The sequence below is a fragment of the Bradyrhizobium sp. WSM1253 genome (assembly GCF_000244935.1).
Classification (GTDB): Bacteria; Pseudomonadota; Alphaproteobacteria; order Rhizobiales; family Xanthobacteraceae; genus Bradyrhizobium; species Bradyrhizobium canariense.
This window is the reverse complement of the sequence record NZ_JH600073.1, coordinates 7,417,210-7,434,862: the sequence shown is the minus strand read 5'-3', so window position 1 is coordinate 7,434,862 and position 17,653 is coordinate 7,417,210. Positions and strand designations below refer to the sequence as shown.

Below are 17,653 nucleotides of genomic sequence, written 5' to 3'. Positions count from 1 at the left end.
GCCCTCACCGGGACAAGTTTGGGCCGAGGCGTGAGGATCACTCACTCCTTGGCGTTGGCGGCGTCGAGGGCACGCCGCGTCAGCACGCCGATGAGGTGCGCGCGGTATTCGGCGCTGCCATGGATGTCGCTGTTGAGGCCGTCCGCCGGCACCTCGATGCCGTCAAGCGCTTTCGCGGCGAAGCGCTTTTTCAGGGCTTCCTCGAACGCGGTGACACGGAACACGCCTTCGGAGCCGGCGCCGGTGACCGCGACGCGCACGTCGGAGGGACGCCGCGCCACGAACACGCCGACCAGCGCGTAACGCGAGGCCTGGTTGCGGAACTTGATATAGGCCGCCTTCTTCGGCAGCGGGAACATCACCTTGGTGATGATCTCGTCGGCTTCGAGCGCCGTCGTGAACAGGCCTTGGAAATACTCCTCTGCCTTGAGGCGGCGCTTGTTGGTGACGATGGTGGCGCCCAGCGCCAACACGGCAGCCGGATAGTCGGCAGTCGGATCGTTGTTGGCGAGCGAGCCGCCGATCGTGCCCTTGTGGCGCACGGCGGGATCGCCGATCTGGCCGGCAAGGTTCGCGAGCGCCGGGATCGCCTCGCCGACGATAGCCGAGGTTGCGACCTCGGCATGCCTGGCGGTGGCACCGATCACGAGCGCGCGGCCCTTCATCTCGATCGTGTTGAGCCCATCGATATGGGAGAGGTCGACCAGATGCGGCGGGCTGGCGAGGCGCTGCTTCATGACGGGAATCAGCGTGTGGCCGCCGGCGATCACCTTGGCGTCTTCGTTCTTCACCAGGAGGTTGGCGGCCTGCCGAACTGTCCCGGGGCGATGGTATTTGAAGTCGTACATCTGAATGTCCTGATCGCAGAGTGCGCGCGGTTTACGCGAGATCGGATTTCGCCATCGCCTTGGCGCCGGCGGAGATCGAGGTGACGATGTTCTGGTAGCCGGTGCAGCGGCAGAGATTGCCTTCCAGCTCCTCGCGGATGGTGTGGTCGTCGAGCTCGTTGCCCTTGCGATGGACGATGTCGATCGCGGTCATGATCATGCCGGGCGTGCAGAAGCCGCACTGCAGTCCATGGTGTTCGCGGAAGGCCTCCTGCATCGGATGCAGCGGCGCGCCGTCGGCGGCCAACCCCTCGATCGTCTTGACCTCGTGGCCATCGGCCATCACGGCGAGCGTGGTGCAGGACTTCACGGCCTTGCCGTCCAGATGCACGACGCAGGCGCCGCACTGCGAGGTGTCGCAGCCGACATGGGTGCCGGTGAGCCGCAGATTCTCGCGCAGGAACTGCACCAGCAGGGTGCGGGGATCGACGTTGGCCGTGACAGGATTGCCGTTCACGATGAGGGAGATTTTTGCCATAAGCACTCTCTATCAGCGCCCCGACGGGTCCCGTCGAAGCGGTTCTTATAATTATTCCGACCCATCATATGGGCCATTATGCCCCGGGGCAACATCACCGGGAATGCAAGGCGCCATGACAAAACGCGATATGCCGGAAGGCGCAATGCTTGAGGCATCGGCCCTCAGCCCTGTACCGCCTTGGCGAAGTTCGCGAAAAATTCGTCGGCCAGTTTCTTGGCGGCGCCGTTGATCAGGCGCTGGCCGAGCTGCGCCAACTTGCCGCCGATCTGCGCCTCGACCTCGTAGGACAAAAGCGTACCGCCGTCCTTCTCCGCAAGCTTGACCACGGCGCCTCCCTTGGCGAACCCAGCCACCCCGCCCTCGCCTTCGCCGGAGATCTTGTAGCCGTTCGGCGGATCGAGATCGGACAGCGTGACCTTGCCCTTGAAGCGCGCCGACACCGGGCCGACCTTCATTTTCGCCGTCGCACGAAAGCCGCCATCCTCGGTCTTCTCCAGCTCCTCGCAGCCGGGGATGCAGGCCTTTAGCACCTCGGCATCGTTGAGCTTGGCCCACACGGCCTCGCGCGGCGCCGCAAGCTGGACTTCGCCGTTCATCGTCATGGCCATTGGGTGCCTCCCGGGATGGATCGCGCAACTAAACTATAAGGCAGCTCAAGTACCGCACGGAGGCGGCAAAAGAAAGGGTGGCCTCGGTCACGTGCAATGCATATTCGCAACTGCAAAAAGCTTGCGCCGCCGGTTTGGGATTGGCACAGGCGGGCCATGGTGGTTAGGTCCCGCACAATATGAGCACATCCCTCTCCCCCCTGCTCGCGCCGATGCTGTCGAGCGTGGCCATGCGTACGGTCTGCGACGACCGGTCGACCCTCCAGAACATGCTCGATTTCGAGGCAGCACTGGCCCGAGCCGAGGCGGCCACGGGTGTGATTCCCACGTCCGCGGTGGGCCCGATCGAAACCGCGTGCAAGGCCGATGTCTTTGACATGGCCGCGCTGGCCGAGGCCGCCACTCGATCCGGCAATCTCGCGATCCCCCTGGTCAAGATTCTGACCGCCAATGTCGGCAGGGCCGACGCAGAGGCCGCCCGCTACGTGCATTGGGGCGCGACCAGCCAGGACGTCATCGACACCGCGACCATGCTCACGCTTCGCGCCGGCATCGATGCATTGGACGCCGATCTCAGCCGCGCCATCAAGGGCTTTGCCGCACTGGCGCGGGCCCACCGCAACACGGCAATGGTGGCGCGAACCTGGCTCCAGCACGCCCTGCCGATGCCGTTCGGCCTGAAGGCCGCCGAATATGCCGCAAGCCTCGCCCGCGCCCGCTGCCGCCTCAGGCGGCTCTCCCGCGAGGGCCTCGCACTGCAATTCGGCGGTGCGGCCGGCACGCTTGCAGCCCTTGGCGACAAGGGGCTCGTCGTTTCCGAACGGCTCGCGCAAGAGCTGAACCTGCCGCTGCCCGAAGCCCCCTGGCACACCCACCGCGACCGCATCGCGGAAGTCGCATCAGCCTTTGCGATTCTTGCCGGCAGCTGCGGCAAGATTGCGCGCGACGTCTCGCTGCTGATGCAGACCGACGTTGCCGAGGCGTTCGAGCCGGCAGGGGAAGGCCGCGGCGGCTCCTCGACCATGCCGCACAAGCGCAACCCGGTCGCGGCCGCAAGTGCGCTCGGCTGCGCAACCATGGCGCCGCAGCTCGCCGCGACGATTTTCGCGGCCCAGGTGCAGGACCATGAGCGCAGCGCTGGCCCGTGGCACGCGGAATGGCCGACGCTGCCGCAATTGATGCTGGTCACCTCCGGTGCCCTCGCAGCCATAGTCGACATCGCGGAAGGACTCGATGTCGATGCAGCGCGCATGCGCAGCAATCTCGATGCGACCCACGGCCTGATCATGGCGGAAGCGGTCACCTTCGCCCTGGCCGAGACGATCGGCAAGAGCGATGCGCATCATCTCGTCGAAGCCGCGAGCAAGCGCGCGGTCGTCGAGAAGAAGCATCTGCGCGAGGTGCTCGCAGCCGATTCGCAGGTCACTGCGCATCTTTCGCCGGAAAAAATTGCGGCGTTGTTCGAGCCGATGGCCTATCAAGGCGCTTCCCAAGCCCTGATCGACCGTCTGCTCGACAGCCTCGAACGCGAATAAAACAGTCCTGATCGCAAATAAACGGAGACGCCCGCATGCCCATGATCGATGCCGACGGTTGCCTGATCAACGTCTCCGTCGAGGGCCGCGACGGCGGGCCGACGCTGATGCTGTCAAACTCGCTCGGCTGCACGCTGCAGATGTGGGAGCCGCAGATGAAGGCACTGACGCAGATATTCCGCGTCATCCGCTACGACCGCCGCGGCCACGGCAAGTCCAACGTTCCGCCTGGCCCCTATACGATGGAGCGCTTCGGCCGCGACGTGCTGGCCATCCTCGACGACCTCAATATCGAGAAAGTGCACTGGTGCGGCCTGTCGATGGGCGGCATGGTCGGGCAATGGCTGGGCGCGAACGCGCCGGAGCGCTTCGGCAAGCTCATCCTCGCCAACACCTCCTGCTACTATGCCGAGCCAACCAAATGGCTCGAGCGCATCGACGCCGTGAAGAAGGGCGGCATCGCTTCCGTCGCCGATGCCGTTATCGCCGGCTGGCTCACCCAGGATTTCCGCGAGCGCGCGCCCGACATCACCGCCAGGATGAAGGCGATGCTGCTGGCCTCGCCGGTCGAAGGCTATCTCGCCTGCTGCGAGGCGCTGTCGACGCTCGACCAGCGCGCGCTGCTGCCGAAGATCAAGAGCCCGACACTGGTGATCGCCGGCCGCCACGACATGGCGACGCCGATTTCGGCGGGTGAATTGATCCGCTCAAGCATTCCCGGCGCGAGCATGACCATCATCGACGCCGCCCACATTTCCAATGTCGAGCAGCCGCACGCGTTCACCGACGCGGTGGTGGGCTTTTTGACGCAACGTTAGTCACAACCGTGATTGCGAGCGCAGCGAAGCAATCCAGAAATCCCTCCGCGGTGACAGACTGGATTGCTTCGCTACCTCGCAATGACGGAGAGGAGGATAGAGAATGGACGACCAGAAACGCCGCGATGCCGGCATGAACGTGCGCCGAAAAGTGCTGGGCAATGCCTGGGTCGACAAGTCGATCGCGGGTCGCAATGCATTCAACACCGATTTCCAGGACATGATCACCCGCTACGCCTGGGGCGAGACCTGGACGCGGCCGCATTTCGACGAGCGCACGCGGCGGGTGCTGGTGATCGGCACCATGGTTGCGCTTGGCCAATGGGACGAATTCCGCCTGCATGTGCGCGCGGCCCTCGCCGAGGGCGGCTTCACGCCCGACGACATCAAGGAAATCCTGCTGCAGCAGGCGATCTATTGCGGCGTGCCGGCGGCGAACCACGCCGTCAAGGAAGCCTCAGCGATTGTGCAGGAGCTCGGCCTGCTCAAGACCTAGCGGCGGAGTGGCCTCTACGGTCTTCTGAACGATCTTGGGCGCCGCCTCGGGCCGTTCGATCACCACCACGATGGCGGCACCGAGCAAGAGCAGGAGCTCGGTGGCGTGCAGCCGCAGCGCGGCCATCTCGCCGACCTTCGAAGCCATGATCATGCTCGCAAACGAGATCAGGCTGCCGATCGCAAGCGCAATGCCGAGCGCTTCGTCGCTACCCCCGTTCTTGCGGATGCGGGGAATGCAGAGCAGCGCAAGGTAGATCGCAAAGAACGCCACCACCGTCAGTCGCCCCAGTGCCAGCAGCCAGGCGGCGCGCACCGTGTCCATCCCCGCCATCTGGAGATGGTCGCTGAGGAAAAGCGCCACTGCGACGCTCGGCCGCTCATAGAGGCCGTGCACCGGCGCCACCATGATGTTGAAGGCGACGAGGGTCCAGGCCGGGATGAAATAGGCCGCCAGAAGTGCGCCGTTGACCGAACCGATCCGCCAGTTTCCGAACATGCCGCTTCCCGCTTCGTTTGGTCCGCGCCTTCGATGGAAGGCTTTGCCGGGAGCTAACTCGCATCAGACTGTGGTGGCAATTTAAACCCTTTGTTTACCTTACTGGCACCCACAGGCTTGCAATTGGGGCACCGGGGGAACCGGTTCCGCCCATTGCGGGGGGAACCAGAGCGCCAAATGATCTCTGTAAAAGCCTTGATGCAGAGGCGGGGCCGGTTGCAGCCGCCAGTTCCCTCCTGTTACAAAACGAGAATGCTTAAGGGCTGCCGGGGCCCGAGAAGAAACCAGCACTCTCTCTCGAAGAGCTCCCTTTGAGCCGCGTCAGATTTGGGTACGGCAGCCTATGGATTATTTCGCCCAGCAGCTCATCAACGGCCTCGTGCTCGGCTCGATCTACGGGCTGATCGCGATCGGCTACACGATGGTCTACGGCATCGTCGGCATGATCAACTTCGCCCATGGCGATGTCTTCATGATCGGCGGCTTCATCGCGCTGATCACCTTCCTGCTCCTGGTCTCGACCGGCCTGACTGCGGTCCCGGTGATCCTCTTGATCGTGATTCTGGTCTCGATGGCGGTCACCGCCCTGTATGGCTGGACCATCGAGCGCATCGCCTACCGTCCGCTGCGCCACTCCTTCCGCCTCGCGCCGATGCTGTCGGCGATCGGCATGTCGTTCGTGCTGACCAACTATTCGCAGGTGGCGCAAGGCGCGCGGGTAAAGCCAGTGCCGCCAGTGATCACCGGCGGCTATACGCTGCACGAGAGCGCCGATGGCTTCGTCATCCAGCTCTCCAACATCCAGATCGTGGTGGTCATCACCACCATCGTGCTGCTGGCGATCTTCACCTGGCTGGTGTCGCGCACCCGGCTCGGGCGCGACATGCGCGCCTGCGAGCAGGACCAGACCATGGCGGCGCTGCTCGGCGTCAACGTCGACCGAACCATCTCCATGACTTTCGTGATCGGCGCTGCGCTCGCCGCAGTGGCCGGCCTGATGTACCTGCTCTATTACGGCTTGGTCGATTTCTTCATGGGCTTCGTCGCCGGCATCAAGGCGTTCACCGCGGCCGTACTCGGCGGCATCGGCTCGCTGCCCGGCGCCATGCTCGGGGGGCTGGCGATCGGGCTGATCGAGACGTTCTGGTCGGCCTATTTCTCGGTCGAATACAAGGACGTCGCCGCGTTCTCGATCCTGATCGTCGTGCTGATCTTCATGCCGACCGGCCTGCTCGGCCGCCCCGAAGTCGAAAAAGTCTGACGGTCGCGCGCGTGAAAACTCCCTCGATCAATACGGCCAAAACTGCATCGGGCATCCCCGCTCTCCTGAAGACCGCCTGCGTCAACGCGCTGATCGCGCTGGTGCTGTTCTCGCTGATGGTCGGCGTCCGCACCGAAGCTGGTTCCGACGGCCAGCTCACCTATTGGACGCGCTTCGGCGAGGTCGCCTCCCTCGTTGCCGCGGTATTCGGCGGTTCGATCGTGCTCGAGCTGCTCAAGCAATGGATCGGTCCAACGGGCGCCGAGAAGCTGGTGCCGCCGGCGGTGCAGAGCGGAATGTCGTTCCTCGGCCGCTATCTCGCACCGGCGCTCCTGATCTTCACGCTGCTGGTGCCCGTGATCTTCTATGACCAGCGCTACATCCTCGATCTCGCCATCCTCGTGCTCACCTATGTGATGCTTGGCTGGGGGCTGAACGTCGTGGTCGGGCTGGCCGGCCTGCTCGATCTCGGCTACGTCGCCTTCTATGCGGTCGGCGCCTATTCTTACGCGCTGCTCGCGACCAATTTCGGCTGGTCATTCTGGATCTGCCTGCCGCTAGCGGGCGTCCTCGCCGCATTCTGGGGCGTGCTGCTCGGCTTCCCCGTGCTGCGCCTGCGCGGCGACTATCTCGCCATCGTGACGCTCGCCTTCGGCGAGATCATCCGCCTCGTCATCATCAATTGGCAGGATCTGACAGGCGGGCCCAACGGCGTCTCCAGCATTCCCCGCCCCTCCTTCTTCGGTATCCCCCTCGACAACAGCGACAACGGGCTCGCCGCCAGGCTCGGCATCGAATATTCGCCGACCCACCGCATCGTCTTCCTGTTCTACCTGATCCTGGCGCTCGCGCTGCTCACCAACTGGGTGACGATCCGGCTGCGCCGCCTGCCGATCGGCCGCGCCTGGGAAGCCCTGCGCGAGGACGAGGTCGCCTGCCGTGCGCTCGGCATCAACACCACGACCACCAAGCTCACGGCATTCGCGACCGGTGCGATGTTCGGCGGCTTTGCCGGCGCGTTCTTCGCGACCCGCCAGGGCTTCATCAGCCCCGAATCCTTCACCTTCCAGGAATCGGCGCTGGTGCTCGCCATCGTCGTGCTCGGCGGCATGGGCTCGCAGCTTGGCGTGGCGCTCTCCGCACTCGCCATGATCGGCGGTTTCGAGCTGTTCCGCAGCCTCGAGAGCTACCGCATGCTGGTGTTCGGCATGGCCATGGTGCTGATCATGATCTGGCGGCCGCGCGGCCTGATCGGCCATCGCGCACCGACCGTGTACCTGACCAAGGCCCACGCGATCTCATCCGACCTCGTCAAGGAGGGGCACGGATGAGCCGCGACCAGATTCTCGAGGTCGACCGGCTCACCATGCGCTTCGGCGGCATCGTCGCAGTCCAGGACCTGTCGTTTGCTGCAGAGCGGAACAAGATCACCGCGCTGATCGGACCCAACGGTGCCGGTAAGACGACGGTCTTCAACTGCATCACCGGGTTCTACAAGCCGAGCGGCGGCGCCATCCGCCTCAGCCATGACGACGGCAAGGTGATCGCGCTGGAACGGCTGAACGATTTCCGCATCGCCAAGCAGGCCAAGGTCGCCCGCACCTTCCAGAATATCCGCCTGTTTCCCGGCATGACCGCGCTGGAAAACCTGATGGTGGCGCAGCACAACGCGCTGATGCGCGCCTCCGGCTTCACCTTGCTCGGGCTCATTGGCGCGCCCGTCTACCGCGGCGCCGAGAAACGCGCGATCGATCTCGCCACCGACTGGCTCAAGCGGGTCAATTTGCTCGATCGCGCCGACGATGCCGCCGGTAATTTTGCCTATGGCGACCAGCGACGGCTCGAGATCGCACGCGCGATGTGCACCGAACCCGCGCTCTTGTGCCTGGACGAACCCGCCGCCGGGCTCAATGCGCGCGAGAGTGCCGCCCTGAGCGAACTGCTGCTGTCGATCCGCAACGAGCTCGGCACCTCGATCCTGCTGATCGAGCACGACATGTCTGTGGTGATGGAGATCTCCGACCACATCGTGGTGATGGACCACGGTGTGAAGATCTCTGAAGGCTCCCCGCGCGAGGTTCGCGACGATCCAAAGGTGATCGCCGCTTATCTCGGCACCGATGAGGAAGAGGCGGTGGCCGTGATGGAGAGCGGGTCGTGACATCGCCCACTGCCCTGCTCGCGGTCCACGGCCTTCGCGCCTCCTACGGCAAGATCGAGGCGCTGAAAGGCGTCGACCTCGATATCAATGCCGGCGAGATCGTGGCGCTGATCGGCGCCAATGGTGCCGGCAAATCGACACTAATGATGACGATCTTCGGCAAGCCGCGCGCCCGCGCCGGCCAGATCCTGTACGAAGGCCGTGACATCACCGAAGTGCCCACCCACGAGATCGCGCATTTGCGCATCGCGCAATCGCCGGAAGGCCGCCGCATCTTCCCGCGCATGAGCGTGGCGGAAAATCTCCAGATGGGGGCGGACGCCACCGAATGCACCGACGCGGAACGCGAGACGACGCTACAACGCGTGTTCACGCTGTTTCCGCGGCTGAAGGAACGCTACGGCCAGCGTGGCGGAACCCTGTCCGGCGGCGAGCAGCAGATGCTGGCCATCGGCCGCGCCTTGATGAGCCGTCCTCGCCTGCTCCTGCTCGACGAGCCCTCGCTCGGTCTGGCGCCGCTGATCGCGCGCCAGATTTTCGATGCGATCCGCACCCTGAACCGGCAGGATGGCCTGACCGTGCTGATCGTCGAGCAGAACGCCAACCATGCGCTCAAGCTCGCCCATCGCGGCTATGTCATGGTCAATGGCCTGATCACGCTGGCCGGGACCGGCGCCGAGTTGTTGCAGCGCCCCGAGATTCGCGCCGCCTACCTGGAAGGCGGCCGGCACGGTTGAGGCCGCCCAAGGCGAACCCGTGCTGCCGAATGTGGCGAGATATCTCTGCCCATGCCCGTATTTTGCCGGTGACTTCTCCTCGAATTCATTCAAGAATGGCGCCGGTTTGAACCGGGTATGCCCGGTAACTTCCACAGGCGACCACCCTCGAGGTATCTCATGAAATCACTGAAGCTCATCGGTCTGGCATTCGGCGCATCGATCGCGCTGTCGAGCGCAGCATTCGCGCAGGATGTCACCGTCGCAGTCGCAGGTCCGATGACCGGCGGCGAGTCCGCTTTCGGCCGCCAGATGAAGAACGGCGCCGAGATGGCCGTAGCCGACATCAACGCCGCCGGCGGTCTCAATGGCAAGAAGCTCGCGCTGTCCGTCGAGGACGACGCCTGCGATCCGAAGCAGGCGCGCTCGATCGCCGAGAAGATCGCCGGCGCGAAGATCCCCTTCGTGGCCGGGCATTATTGCTCGTCGTCGTCGATCCCGGCGTCGGAAGCCTATGCCGACGGCAACGTGCTCCAGATTACTCCCGCCTCCACCAATCCGAAGTTCACCGATAGCGGACTGTGGAACGTGGCGCGCGTCTGCGGCCGCGACGACCAGCAGGGCCTGGTCGCCGCCCAGTACATCGCCAAGAACTACAAGGGCAAGAACATCGCCATCCTCAACGACAAGACCACCTACGGCAAGGGTCTTGCGGACGAGACCAAGAAGGCGCTCAACAAGGCGGGCGTCACCGAGAAGATGTACGAGTCCTACAATAAGGGCGACAAGGACTTCAACGCGATCGTCTCGCGACTGAAGCGCGACAACATCGATCTCGTCTATGTCGGGGGCTACCATCAGGAGAGCGGCCTGATCTTGCGCCAGATGCGCGACCAGGGCCTCAAGACCGTGCTGATGGCCGGCGACGCGCTCGCTGACAAGGAATACGCCTCCATCACCGGCCCGGCCGGCGAAGGCACGCTGTTCACCTTCGGCCCCGATCCGCGCAACAAGCCGACCGCGAAGAAGATCGTCGAGGCCTTCAAGGCCAAGAACATCGATCCCGAGGGCTACACGCTCTACACCTACGCGGCGATGCAGGTCTGGTCGCAGGCGGCCAAGAAGGCCGGCACCACAGATGCCAAGAAGGTCATGGCGGCCATCAAGGCCGGCAAGTGGGACACCGTGATCGGGCCGATCGAGTATGACGCCAAGGGCGACATCAAGCAGCTCGACTACGTCGTCTACAAATGGGACGCCAAGGGCGGCTACGCCGCGATCAGCGGCAACGGCACCTAAGCACGGTTGCCGGGGCCTGAAGGCCTCATCAAATCATCATCGCGCCCCGGCTTGCCCCGGGGCGTTTCTTCCTGCGTCAGGAACAGACGGCTGCGGGCAGCGCGCCGTCCGCCGCGACTTGGGCCTTCCTTAGCGCTTGAAGAAGATCGTTCGGCCGAAACGGCTTTTGCAGGCAGACCACGTTGGCAAGGTGAGGCGATTGTTCCATGAAATCCAGCGCCGTCATCCCCGACACGGCAACGACCGGGAGGGTCGGTGCAAGCTCGCGCAGGGTCGCGATGACCTCGACGCCGCTGGTATCGCCGAGGAAAATGTCCACGATTGCCGCATCGAAGCGGGCGTCGGTGAAGGCTTTTACCCCGGCTGCGCCGCTATCGGCCTCAACGACGTCGTAACGGTTGACGCGCAGCACGATCGCGACCATCGCCCGGACGTCCTTCTGGTCGTCGATGTTGAGAACGCGGGGCATAGGAACAACTCCCGGATCGTGAAATCAAAATGCCTGATTCAAACCTGGAACCCGTAGCAGCGGGAGAGCATTATAGCACCGTCCAGTAAAGCGCATCTTACCGATCCCCCGTGCGCGTTCCCCCTAAAATTAAGTAAGCTGTAACCTTCGGTTGAGTCGCGGTGGGTTTTGTCATGATGCGTGCCCAGAACTAGCTACCATGGACAGAAACTGATTAAGCCAAACGAGATTGGCAAAAATGCTCAAGACCGATCTGCGAGAGCTGCACGTGTCCGCGCCGACCGATCGGAACACATTCCTTTCGACGCTGCCGGCGACCCCGAAAGACCGCACCGCAGCATTGACGATCGTGGGCGTCTCCTCGATCCTGTTCGCAATGGCCGTGCCCTTCGCAGGTATCCCGCTGCTGCCTGTGCCAGCCTTCGTCGCGAGCTATCAATCCGCTCTCGTCGTCGCGGACATCGTGACGGCGGTCCTGCTGTTGTCGCAGTTTGCGGTGCTCAGGACCCGCGCGCTGCTCGTGCTCGCGGCCGGCTATCTGTTCACCGCCGCCGCCGCCGTGGTCCACGCCCTCACCTTCCCCGGACTCTTTTCGCCGACCGGGTTGCTGGGGGCCAACCAGCAGACCACGGTCTGGCTCTACATGATCTGGCACGGCGGCTTCCCACTCTGTGTGCTGGCCTATGCCTGGCTGAAGGAGGCCGAGGGCGGCGCCAGGATCGCGGGCTCGGCAAGCAAGGCGATCTACGCCAGCGTGGTCGGCGTCGTCGCGGTCATGATCGTCTTGACCTGGGCCGTCATTGCCCAGCACGACCTGCTTCCGGTCCTGCTGCGCGATGGCCGTTACACGCAGATCATGATCGGCGTGGTGTCCTTTGTCTGGTCCTTGAGCTTCGCCGCGCTGGTCTCGCTGTGGTTCCGCCGTCCGCATTCGGTCATCGATGTCTGGCTCATGGTGGTGATGTGCGCATGGCTGTTCGACATCGCGCTGTCGGCGATCGTCAACGTCGCGCGCTTCGATCTCGGCTTCTACGCCGGTCGTGTCTACGGCCTTTGCGCGGCGACCTTCGTGCTTGCGGTGCTCCTGATCGAAAATGTCCGCCTCCAGGCGCACACGCTGGGCCTCGTCGGCAGGCTGCGCCAGCAGTCGGCATTGGATCGCGATTACTACGGCAAGCGCCTTGCCCTGTACGGCGCCGTCGTCGAATCCGCCAATGATGCCATCATCACGAAGACGCTCGACGGTGTCATCACGGGCTGGAACAAGGCCGCCGAACATCTGTTCGGCTATGCCGCCGCGGAGGCCATCGGGCAGCCCATCGACATCATCGTGCCGGAGGACCGCAAGGCCGAGGTCAGGGGTATCCTGAACCGGGTCGGCGGCAACGAAACGATCGCCCAGCACGAGACGGTCCGCATCCGCAAGGACGGCCGGCGCGTCGATGTCGTCCTCAATGTTTCTCCGCTCAAAACAGCCAGCGGAGAGATCATCGGCGCCTCCAAGATCGCCCACGACATCACGGAAGAGAAGCAGGCACGAGAAAAACTGCGCCGCGAGGTCGAGGAGCGGGAGCGGATCTTCGAGACCTCACAGGACCTGATCCTGGTCACCGACGGTTTTGGCAATTTCATCCAGGTCAGCCCGAGCGTGAAGACCATTCTCGGCTTGAATCCGGAAGACATGATCGGGCACAGCGCCACCGAGTTCATTCATCCCGATGACCTCCAGAAGACGCGCGACGAGATGCGCGCGGCGCGGCGTGGCGCGGTCAAGCGCAGCTTCGAGGCACGCTACTACCATTACGACGGTCACGAGGTCACGCTGAACTGGATGGGCACCTGGTCCGAGCCGGTCAAGCGCCATTTCTTCATCGGCCGCGACCTCACCGAGAAGCAGGCAGCCGAGGCGCAGTTCAGGCACGTCCAGAAGATGGATTCCATCGGTCAACTGACCGGCGGTGTCGCGCACGACTTCAACAATGTGCTGACCGTCATCACCGGCACCATCGGAATTTTGGCGGACGCGGTCGCTGACCGTCCCGAGCTCGCCGCCATCACCAAGCTGATCGACGACGCCGCCGAGCGCGGCGCGCAACTGACCAAGCATCTGCTCGCCTTCGCCCGCAAGCAGCCGCTCCAGCCGCGCGAAATCGACGTCAACGCATTGACGCTCGAGGCCGCAAAGCTCCTGCATCCCACGCTTGGCGAGCAGATCACCATCATGCCGCAGCTCACCGAAGATGCGTGGCCGGCACTGATCGACCCGGGTCAGCTTTCCACCGCGATCCTCAATCTCGCGCTGAACGCGCGCGATGCCATGCCCGACGGCGGCACGCTGGTGCTGGAGACCCGCAACATCTTCCTCGACGACGGCTATGCCAGCATGAATCCCGACGTGGTGGCCGGCAATTACGTCATGATCGCCGTCAGCGATACCGGCTCCGGAATCCCGCCGGAGTTGATGGACCGGGTGTTCGATCCCTTCTTCACCACGAAGGAGGTCGGCAAGGGCACCGGCCTCGGGCTCAGCATGGTGTTCGGCTTCGTCAAGCAGTCCGGCGGACACATCAAGATCTACAGCGAGGAAGGCCACGGCACGAGCGTGAAGATCTACCTGCCGCGCTCGAGCGGCGTGCAGGAGACCGAATTCGAGGCGCTCCAGAACGCACCCGTCACCGGCGGCCGCGAAAAGATCCTGATCGTCGAGGACGACGCGCTGGTACGGCAATATGTCGTGACTCAGATCAAGAGCCTCGGCTATACTGCCCTCGAAGCCGCCAACGCGGCCGAGGCCCTCGTCATCATCGACGCCGACAAGAACATCGACCTGCTGTTCACGGACGTCATCATGCCCGGCAACATGAACGGCCGCCAGCTCGCCGACGAGGCGGCTCGCCGCCGCCCCGATTTGAAGACGCTGTTCACCTCGGGCTACACCGAGAACGCTATCGTCCATCACGGGCGGCTCGATTCCGGCGTGCTGCTGCTGGCGAAGCCCTACCGCAAGTCCGAACTCGCCAAGATGCTGCGGACCGCGCTCGCGGGTTGAGCCTGCGGCATCCCTGCGATATCGCTGAAGCGAGCGCCTTTCAGCCTTCGGAGCCGCCTTGAAAAACCTTCTCACCGATATCGCCGGCGTCCGCGTCGGCCATGCCGAGGATGCGAAAATCGCCACTGGCACGACCGCAATCATCTTCGACGCCCCCGCGGTTGCGGCCATCGATGTTCGCGGCGGCGGACCCGGCACGCGCGAAGACGCGTTGCTCGACCTCGCCAGCACCGTCGATCGCGTTGACGCGATTGCGCTGTCCGGCGGCTCCGCCTTTGGAATCGACGCCGGCGGCGGCATCCAGGCCTGGCTCGCCGAACAAGGCCGCGGCCTTCGGATTCGCGAAGCGGTGATTCCGATCGTGCCGGGCGCGATCGTTTTCGACCTGCTCAACGGTGGCAACAAGGCTTGGGGACGCTTCGCGCCCTATCGCGATCTCGGCTACGCCGCAGCGTTGGCCGCCCGCGACGATTTCGCACTGGGCAGCGTCGGCGCCGGCCTTGGAGCCACCACCGCAATCTTCAAGGGCGGACTGGGGTCGGCCTCCGCGGTCCTGGCCAATGGTATCAAGGTCGCAGCGATCATGGTCGTCAACGCGGTCGGCAGCACAACCGTTGGCGAAGGGCCTTGGTTCTGGGCTGCGCCGTTCGAGGAGAACGGCGAGTTCGGCGGGCGCGGTCTGCCGTCCGCGTTCACGCCGGACATGCTGGCGATGCGCATCAAGGGCGGACCCGCCGCGAGCGCGCGTGAGAACACCACGATCGGCCTCGTCGTTACCGATGCCATGCTGACCAAGGCCCAGGCCAAGCGGCTTGCGATGATCGCGCATACCGGGTTCGCCCGTGCGATTTATCCGGTGCATGCTCCAACCGATGGCGACGTGCTGTTCGCCGCCGCAACGGGCGAGAAGCCGATCGAGCCGCTGGTTGGCCTCACCGAGCTCGGAACCGTCGCCGCCAACGTGGTCGCACGCGCGATCGCTCGCGGCGTCTATAATGCGACGGCCCTGCCGTTTGCCGGCGCACTGCCGGCGTGGAAGGATCGGTTCGGCTAGAAACGAAATGGCGGAAACGGCGTTACCCCGAGGGAACGAGGCGCACCGCCATGCCGTCTTCCGTGATCCGGTTTGTCCGCTATGCGCCCGCGACGCGCGAACTGAAAGTGACTTTCGTCAGCGGACGCCTCTATGTCTACGAGGACGTCCCGCCCGAGGTCGCCGCCGCATTCAAGGCCGCGCGCTCAAAGGGTACCTTCTTCAATCAAGAGATCCGCGATCGGTATGTCTACCGTGACATCACTCACGAATATGCGGGCTAGCCGTGAGCAGGGTTACACGCTCATCGACATCGATGAACCTGCAGTCGCTGAGGCGCCTTGTCCCTGCCCGCCCTGCCGCTGCATCAACTGCGCGAACAGATCGTACGCCGAATTACGAGAGCTGGAGGCGCCCGGGACCGTCGTCGACATCTTGAAGCCGTCGGCGTAGGTGACGGTGGTGGTGGTCGATCCGTCGGCGCCGGTCGTCGAGGTCGAGGTCGAGCCGCCCTTGGCCTGCGAGGAGGAATCCGAGCCGCTGCCGGACGCATCGCCCGCACCTTGCGCGTGATGGTGGCCGCGATGGCCGCTCTTCAGCGCCTTCGACATCTCATCGAGGCTGACGCTGCCGTCCGTGTTCGAATCCAGCTTCGAGAAAACGTCGTCGGCCTGCGCGAGGTTGGTGCCGCCGGCACCGAGCGCATTCTCGAATTCCAATTTGGTGATCTTGCCGTCGCCATCGCCATCGATCTGCGAGAACAGATCCTTCAGGGCGGCGTCGCGGCGCGTCGAGGACGAGGACGAGGACGTCGAACTCGACGAGGTCGAGCCGGCAGTGCTGCTCGTACTGTCCGAGGATTGGCTCTGCGCGGCGAACAGCGCGTTCATCGTCTCCGGCGAGATCTGCGGGGTTTTGCCCGCATTGACCGATGAGGTCGCGCCGGTCGTGCTGTTGCTGCCGCTGTCGATCGCGAACGGATTGGTCGCAGGCTTTTGCGAGGACCCCGTCTTCTGCGTCGACGTGGACGATTTCGAATTTGTCAGCGACTGGATCGCGTCGAGCGCGCTCGATACGGCCCCAAGAGCGAACAACATTGCACAACTCCAACCGATGCGGCATGCCGCGGCCAATGTTCTGTTCAGGTGAAGTCAGCAAGCGCCGTGCCAGCGCAAAAAGCTCAATGAAATCCGCTTTCACCGCACTTTGCACGGCCGGGAACACCGGCAATTCATGCCGGGCGCGGCAGAAATTTCCGCCCACAGGAAGCACGCCGCCCCTGCATTGCCCGGCTGAGAGGCCCATGTTAGGCGAGTCCATCTTTCACGGCCGCCACGGGAAACCGCCATGACCCAAGCCTTCGCTCCCCGCCCCCTGGCAATCGCGCCCTCGATCCTGGCTTCGGATTTCTCCAGGCTCGGCGAGGAGGTGCGCGCCGTGGACGCCGCCGGAGCCGACTGGATCCATCTCGACGTCATGGACGGGCACTTCGTTCCCAACATCTCGTATGGCCCCGACGTCATCAAGGCGATGCGTCCGCACACCAAGAAGATCTTCGACGCGCATCTGATGATCTCGCCCTGCGACCCCTATCTCGAGGCCTTCGCGAAAGCCGGCTGCGACCACATCACCGTGCATGCCGAGGCCGGTCCTCATCTGCACCGCTCGCTTCAGGCGATCCGCGCACTCGGCAAGAAGGCCGGCGTTTCGCTCAATCCGGGCACGCCGATCAGCGCACTCGAATACGTCCTGGACCTGGTCGACCTCGTGCTGGTGATGTCGGTCAATCCCGGCTTCGGCGGCCAGGCCTTCATCCCCTCCGCGATCGGCAAGATCCGCGACATCCGCGCAATGACAGCGGGCCGCCCGATCGACATCGAGGTCGATGGCGGCGTCGGCGCCGACGTCGCAGGTCCCCTGGCCGCGGCCGGGGCCAACGCCTTCGTCGCCGGCACGTCCGTGTTCAGGGGCGGCACGCAGGACGCCTACAAGACCAACATCGCCGCGATCCGCAACGCCGCCGCGGCTGCACGCGGCGAGGCGATCTGAGGGCCCGCTCGGCTCCGCAGACGTGCGGCTTCTACGGGTGCTGCGGCGCGCAATGCCTAAATTTGCAACCTTGATCCGTACTCCTCCGGGCTTCCCTGATTCGCGCAAATCACCGCTAGTGATTCTTGCCTGTTTTCGCGGGAGCACATCATGACGACGACCCTGGTTTGGACTGGCGTGGCGTTGTGGCTTGGTTTTTGTGCGTTTGTTGTGTTTGGTCCATCGGCCGGACCGGTGAAGGTCTCGGCTCGCTCGACCCGCATCGCTCGTCGCGACTGGTATCGGGCCTGACC

At 64.2% G+C, this 17,653-nt stretch carries 19 protein-coding genes; 13 read left to right on the top strand and 6 right to left on the bottom strand.

Going from position 1 to position 17,653, the window contains the following annotated elements; translation table 11 throughout:
* Positions 1–41: 41 nt before the first annotated feature.
* The 3 genes from BRA1253DRAFT_RS35860 to BRA1253DRAFT_RS35850 form a co-directional block, all read right to left on the bottom strand.
* A complete protein-coding gene (locus BRA1253DRAFT_RS35860) occupies positions 42–848 on the bottom strand; it encodes a xanthine dehydrogenase family protein subunit M (protein ID WP_007602419.1) in 807 nt (268 codons plus the stop codon).
* A gap of 31 nt (positions 849–879) precedes the next feature.
* Entirely contained in the window at positions 880–1,365 is a 486-nt protein-coding gene (locus tag BRA1253DRAFT_RS35855; protein WP_007602418.1) for a (2Fe-2S)-binding protein, read from the bottom strand.
* A 164-nt stretch (positions 1,366–1,529) separates the two neighbouring features.
* On the bottom strand, positions 1,530–1,976 hold the full coding sequence (locus BRA1253DRAFT_RS35850; protein ID WP_007602417.1) for a carbon monoxide dehydrogenase subunit G: 447 nt from the start codon (positions 1,974–1,976) through the stop codon (positions 1,530–1,532).
* A 179-nt stretch (positions 1,977–2,155) separates the two neighbouring features.
* On the opposite strand from BRA1253DRAFT_RS35850, the gene BRA1253DRAFT_RS35845 reads away from it, so the two are divergent.
* From BRA1253DRAFT_RS35845 to BRA1253DRAFT_RS35835, 3 genes are all read left to right on the top strand, one after another.
* Positions 2,156–3,511, top strand: a complete 1,356-nt coding sequence (locus BRA1253DRAFT_RS35845) for a 3-carboxy-cis,cis-muconate cycloisomerase (protein WP_007602416.1) — start codon at positions 2,156–2,158, stop codon at positions 3,509–3,511.
* Between the two features lie 35 nt (positions 3,512–3,546).
* Complete coding sequence (gene pcaD / locus BRA1253DRAFT_RS35840; RefSeq protein ID WP_007602415.1) at positions 3,547–4,329, top strand: 3-oxoadipate enol-lactonase; 783 nt, start codon at positions 3,547–3,549, stop codon at positions 4,327–4,329.
* 103 nt (positions 4,330–4,432) lie between these two features.
* On the top strand, positions 4,433–4,825 hold the full coding sequence (locus BRA1253DRAFT_RS35835) for a carboxymuconolactone decarboxylase family protein (RefSeq protein WP_007602414.1): 393 nt from the start codon (positions 4,433–4,435) through the stop codon (positions 4,823–4,825).
* Here the strand turns inward: BRA1253DRAFT_RS35835 and BRA1253DRAFT_RS35830 are convergent.
* Positions 4,787–5,323, bottom strand: coding sequence for a hypothetical protein (locus tag BRA1253DRAFT_RS35830; RefSeq protein WP_007602413.1), 537 nt, complete (start codon positions 5,321–5,323; stop codon positions 4,787–4,789). The genes BRA1253DRAFT_RS35835 and BRA1253DRAFT_RS35830 overlap by 39 nt on opposite strands.
* A gap of 343 nt (positions 5,324–5,666) precedes the next feature.
* Here BRA1253DRAFT_RS35830 and BRA1253DRAFT_RS35825 point away from each other — a divergent pair, with 343 nt between their 5' ends.
* From BRA1253DRAFT_RS35825 to BRA1253DRAFT_RS35805, 5 genes are all read left to right on the top strand, one after another.
* Positions 5,667–6,584: a branched-chain amino acid ABC transporter permease gene (locus tag BRA1253DRAFT_RS35825; protein ID WP_007602412.1), complete on the top strand. Its 918-nt coding sequence runs from the start codon at positions 5,667–5,669 to the stop codon at positions 6,582–6,584.
* A gap of 11 nt (positions 6,585–6,595) precedes the next feature.
* Positions 6,596–7,915: a high-affinity branched-chain amino acid ABC transporter permease LivM gene (gene livM, locus BRA1253DRAFT_RS35820; RefSeq protein WP_007602411.1), complete on the top strand. Its 1,320-nt coding sequence runs from the start codon at positions 6,596–6,598 to the stop codon at positions 7,913–7,915.
* Entirely contained in the window at positions 7,912–8,745 is an 834-nt protein-coding gene (locus tag BRA1253DRAFT_RS35815) for an ABC transporter ATP-binding protein (protein WP_007602409.1), read from the top strand. Before livM ends, BRA1253DRAFT_RS35815 begins: the two co-directional genes overlap by 4 nt.
* Positions 8,742–9,482 (top strand): ABC transporter ATP-binding protein, encoded by a 741-nt coding sequence (locus BRA1253DRAFT_RS35810; protein WP_007602407.1) that lies wholly within the window; start codon positions 8,742–8,744, stop codon positions 9,480–9,482. Before BRA1253DRAFT_RS35815 ends, BRA1253DRAFT_RS35810 begins: the two co-directional genes overlap by 4 nt.
* Positions 9,483–9,641: 159 nt before the next feature.
* Positions 9,642–10,760, top strand: coding sequence for a branched-chain amino acid ABC transporter substrate-binding protein (locus tag BRA1253DRAFT_RS35805; protein WP_007602405.1), 1,119 nt, complete (start codon positions 9,642–9,644; stop codon positions 10,758–10,760).
* Positions 10,761–10,836: 76 nt separating this feature from the next.
* Here the strand turns inward: BRA1253DRAFT_RS35805 and BRA1253DRAFT_RS35800 are convergent, their stop codons facing one another.
* Complete coding sequence (locus BRA1253DRAFT_RS35800; RefSeq protein WP_007602393.1) at positions 10,837–11,229, bottom strand: response regulator; 393 nt, start codon at positions 11,227–11,229, stop codon at positions 10,837–10,839.
* A 238-nt stretch (positions 11,230–11,467) separates the two neighbouring features.
* Between BRA1253DRAFT_RS35800 and BRA1253DRAFT_RS35795 the strand changes: the two genes are divergently transcribed.
* From BRA1253DRAFT_RS35795 to BRA1253DRAFT_RS35785, 3 genes are read left to right on the top strand one after another with little or no spacing between them, the layout of a single operon-like run.
* Positions 11,468–14,278, top strand: a complete 2,811-nt coding sequence (locus tag BRA1253DRAFT_RS35795) for a PAS domain S-box protein (protein ID WP_007602391.1) — start codon at positions 11,468–11,470, stop codon at positions 14,276–14,278.
* Positions 14,279–14,336: 58 nt separating this feature from the next.
* Complete coding sequence (locus BRA1253DRAFT_RS35790) at positions 14,337–15,332, top strand: P1 family peptidase (protein ID WP_007602390.1); 996 nt, start codon at positions 14,337–14,339, stop codon at positions 15,330–15,332.
* Positions 15,333–15,382: 50 nt separating this feature from the next.
* Entirely contained in the window at positions 15,383–15,595 is a 213-nt protein-coding gene (locus tag BRA1253DRAFT_RS35785) for a KTSC domain-containing protein (RefSeq protein WP_007602387.1), read from the top strand.
* A gap of 12 nt (positions 15,596–15,607) precedes the next feature.
* On the opposite strand, the gene BRA1253DRAFT_RS35780 is transcribed toward BRA1253DRAFT_RS35785, so the two are convergent.
* Positions 15,608–16,408, bottom strand: a complete 801-nt coding sequence (locus tag BRA1253DRAFT_RS35780; protein WP_007602385.1) for an EF-hand domain-containing protein — start codon at positions 16,406–16,408, stop codon at positions 15,608–15,610.
* Positions 16,409–16,658: 250 nt separating this feature from the next.
* On the opposite strand from BRA1253DRAFT_RS35780, the gene rpe reads away from it, so the two are divergent.
* Positions 16,659–17,360, top strand: a complete 702-nt coding sequence (gene rpe, locus BRA1253DRAFT_RS35775; protein ID WP_007602383.1) for a ribulose-phosphate 3-epimerase — start codon at positions 16,659–16,661, stop codon at positions 17,358–17,360.
* Positions 17,361–17,510: 150 nt separating this feature from the next.
* Entirely contained in the window at positions 17,511–17,651 is a 141-nt protein-coding gene (locus BRA1253DRAFT_RS44785) for a hypothetical protein (protein WP_007602382.1), read from the top strand.
* The last annotated feature ends 2 nt before the right edge of the window (positions 17,652–17,653 follow it).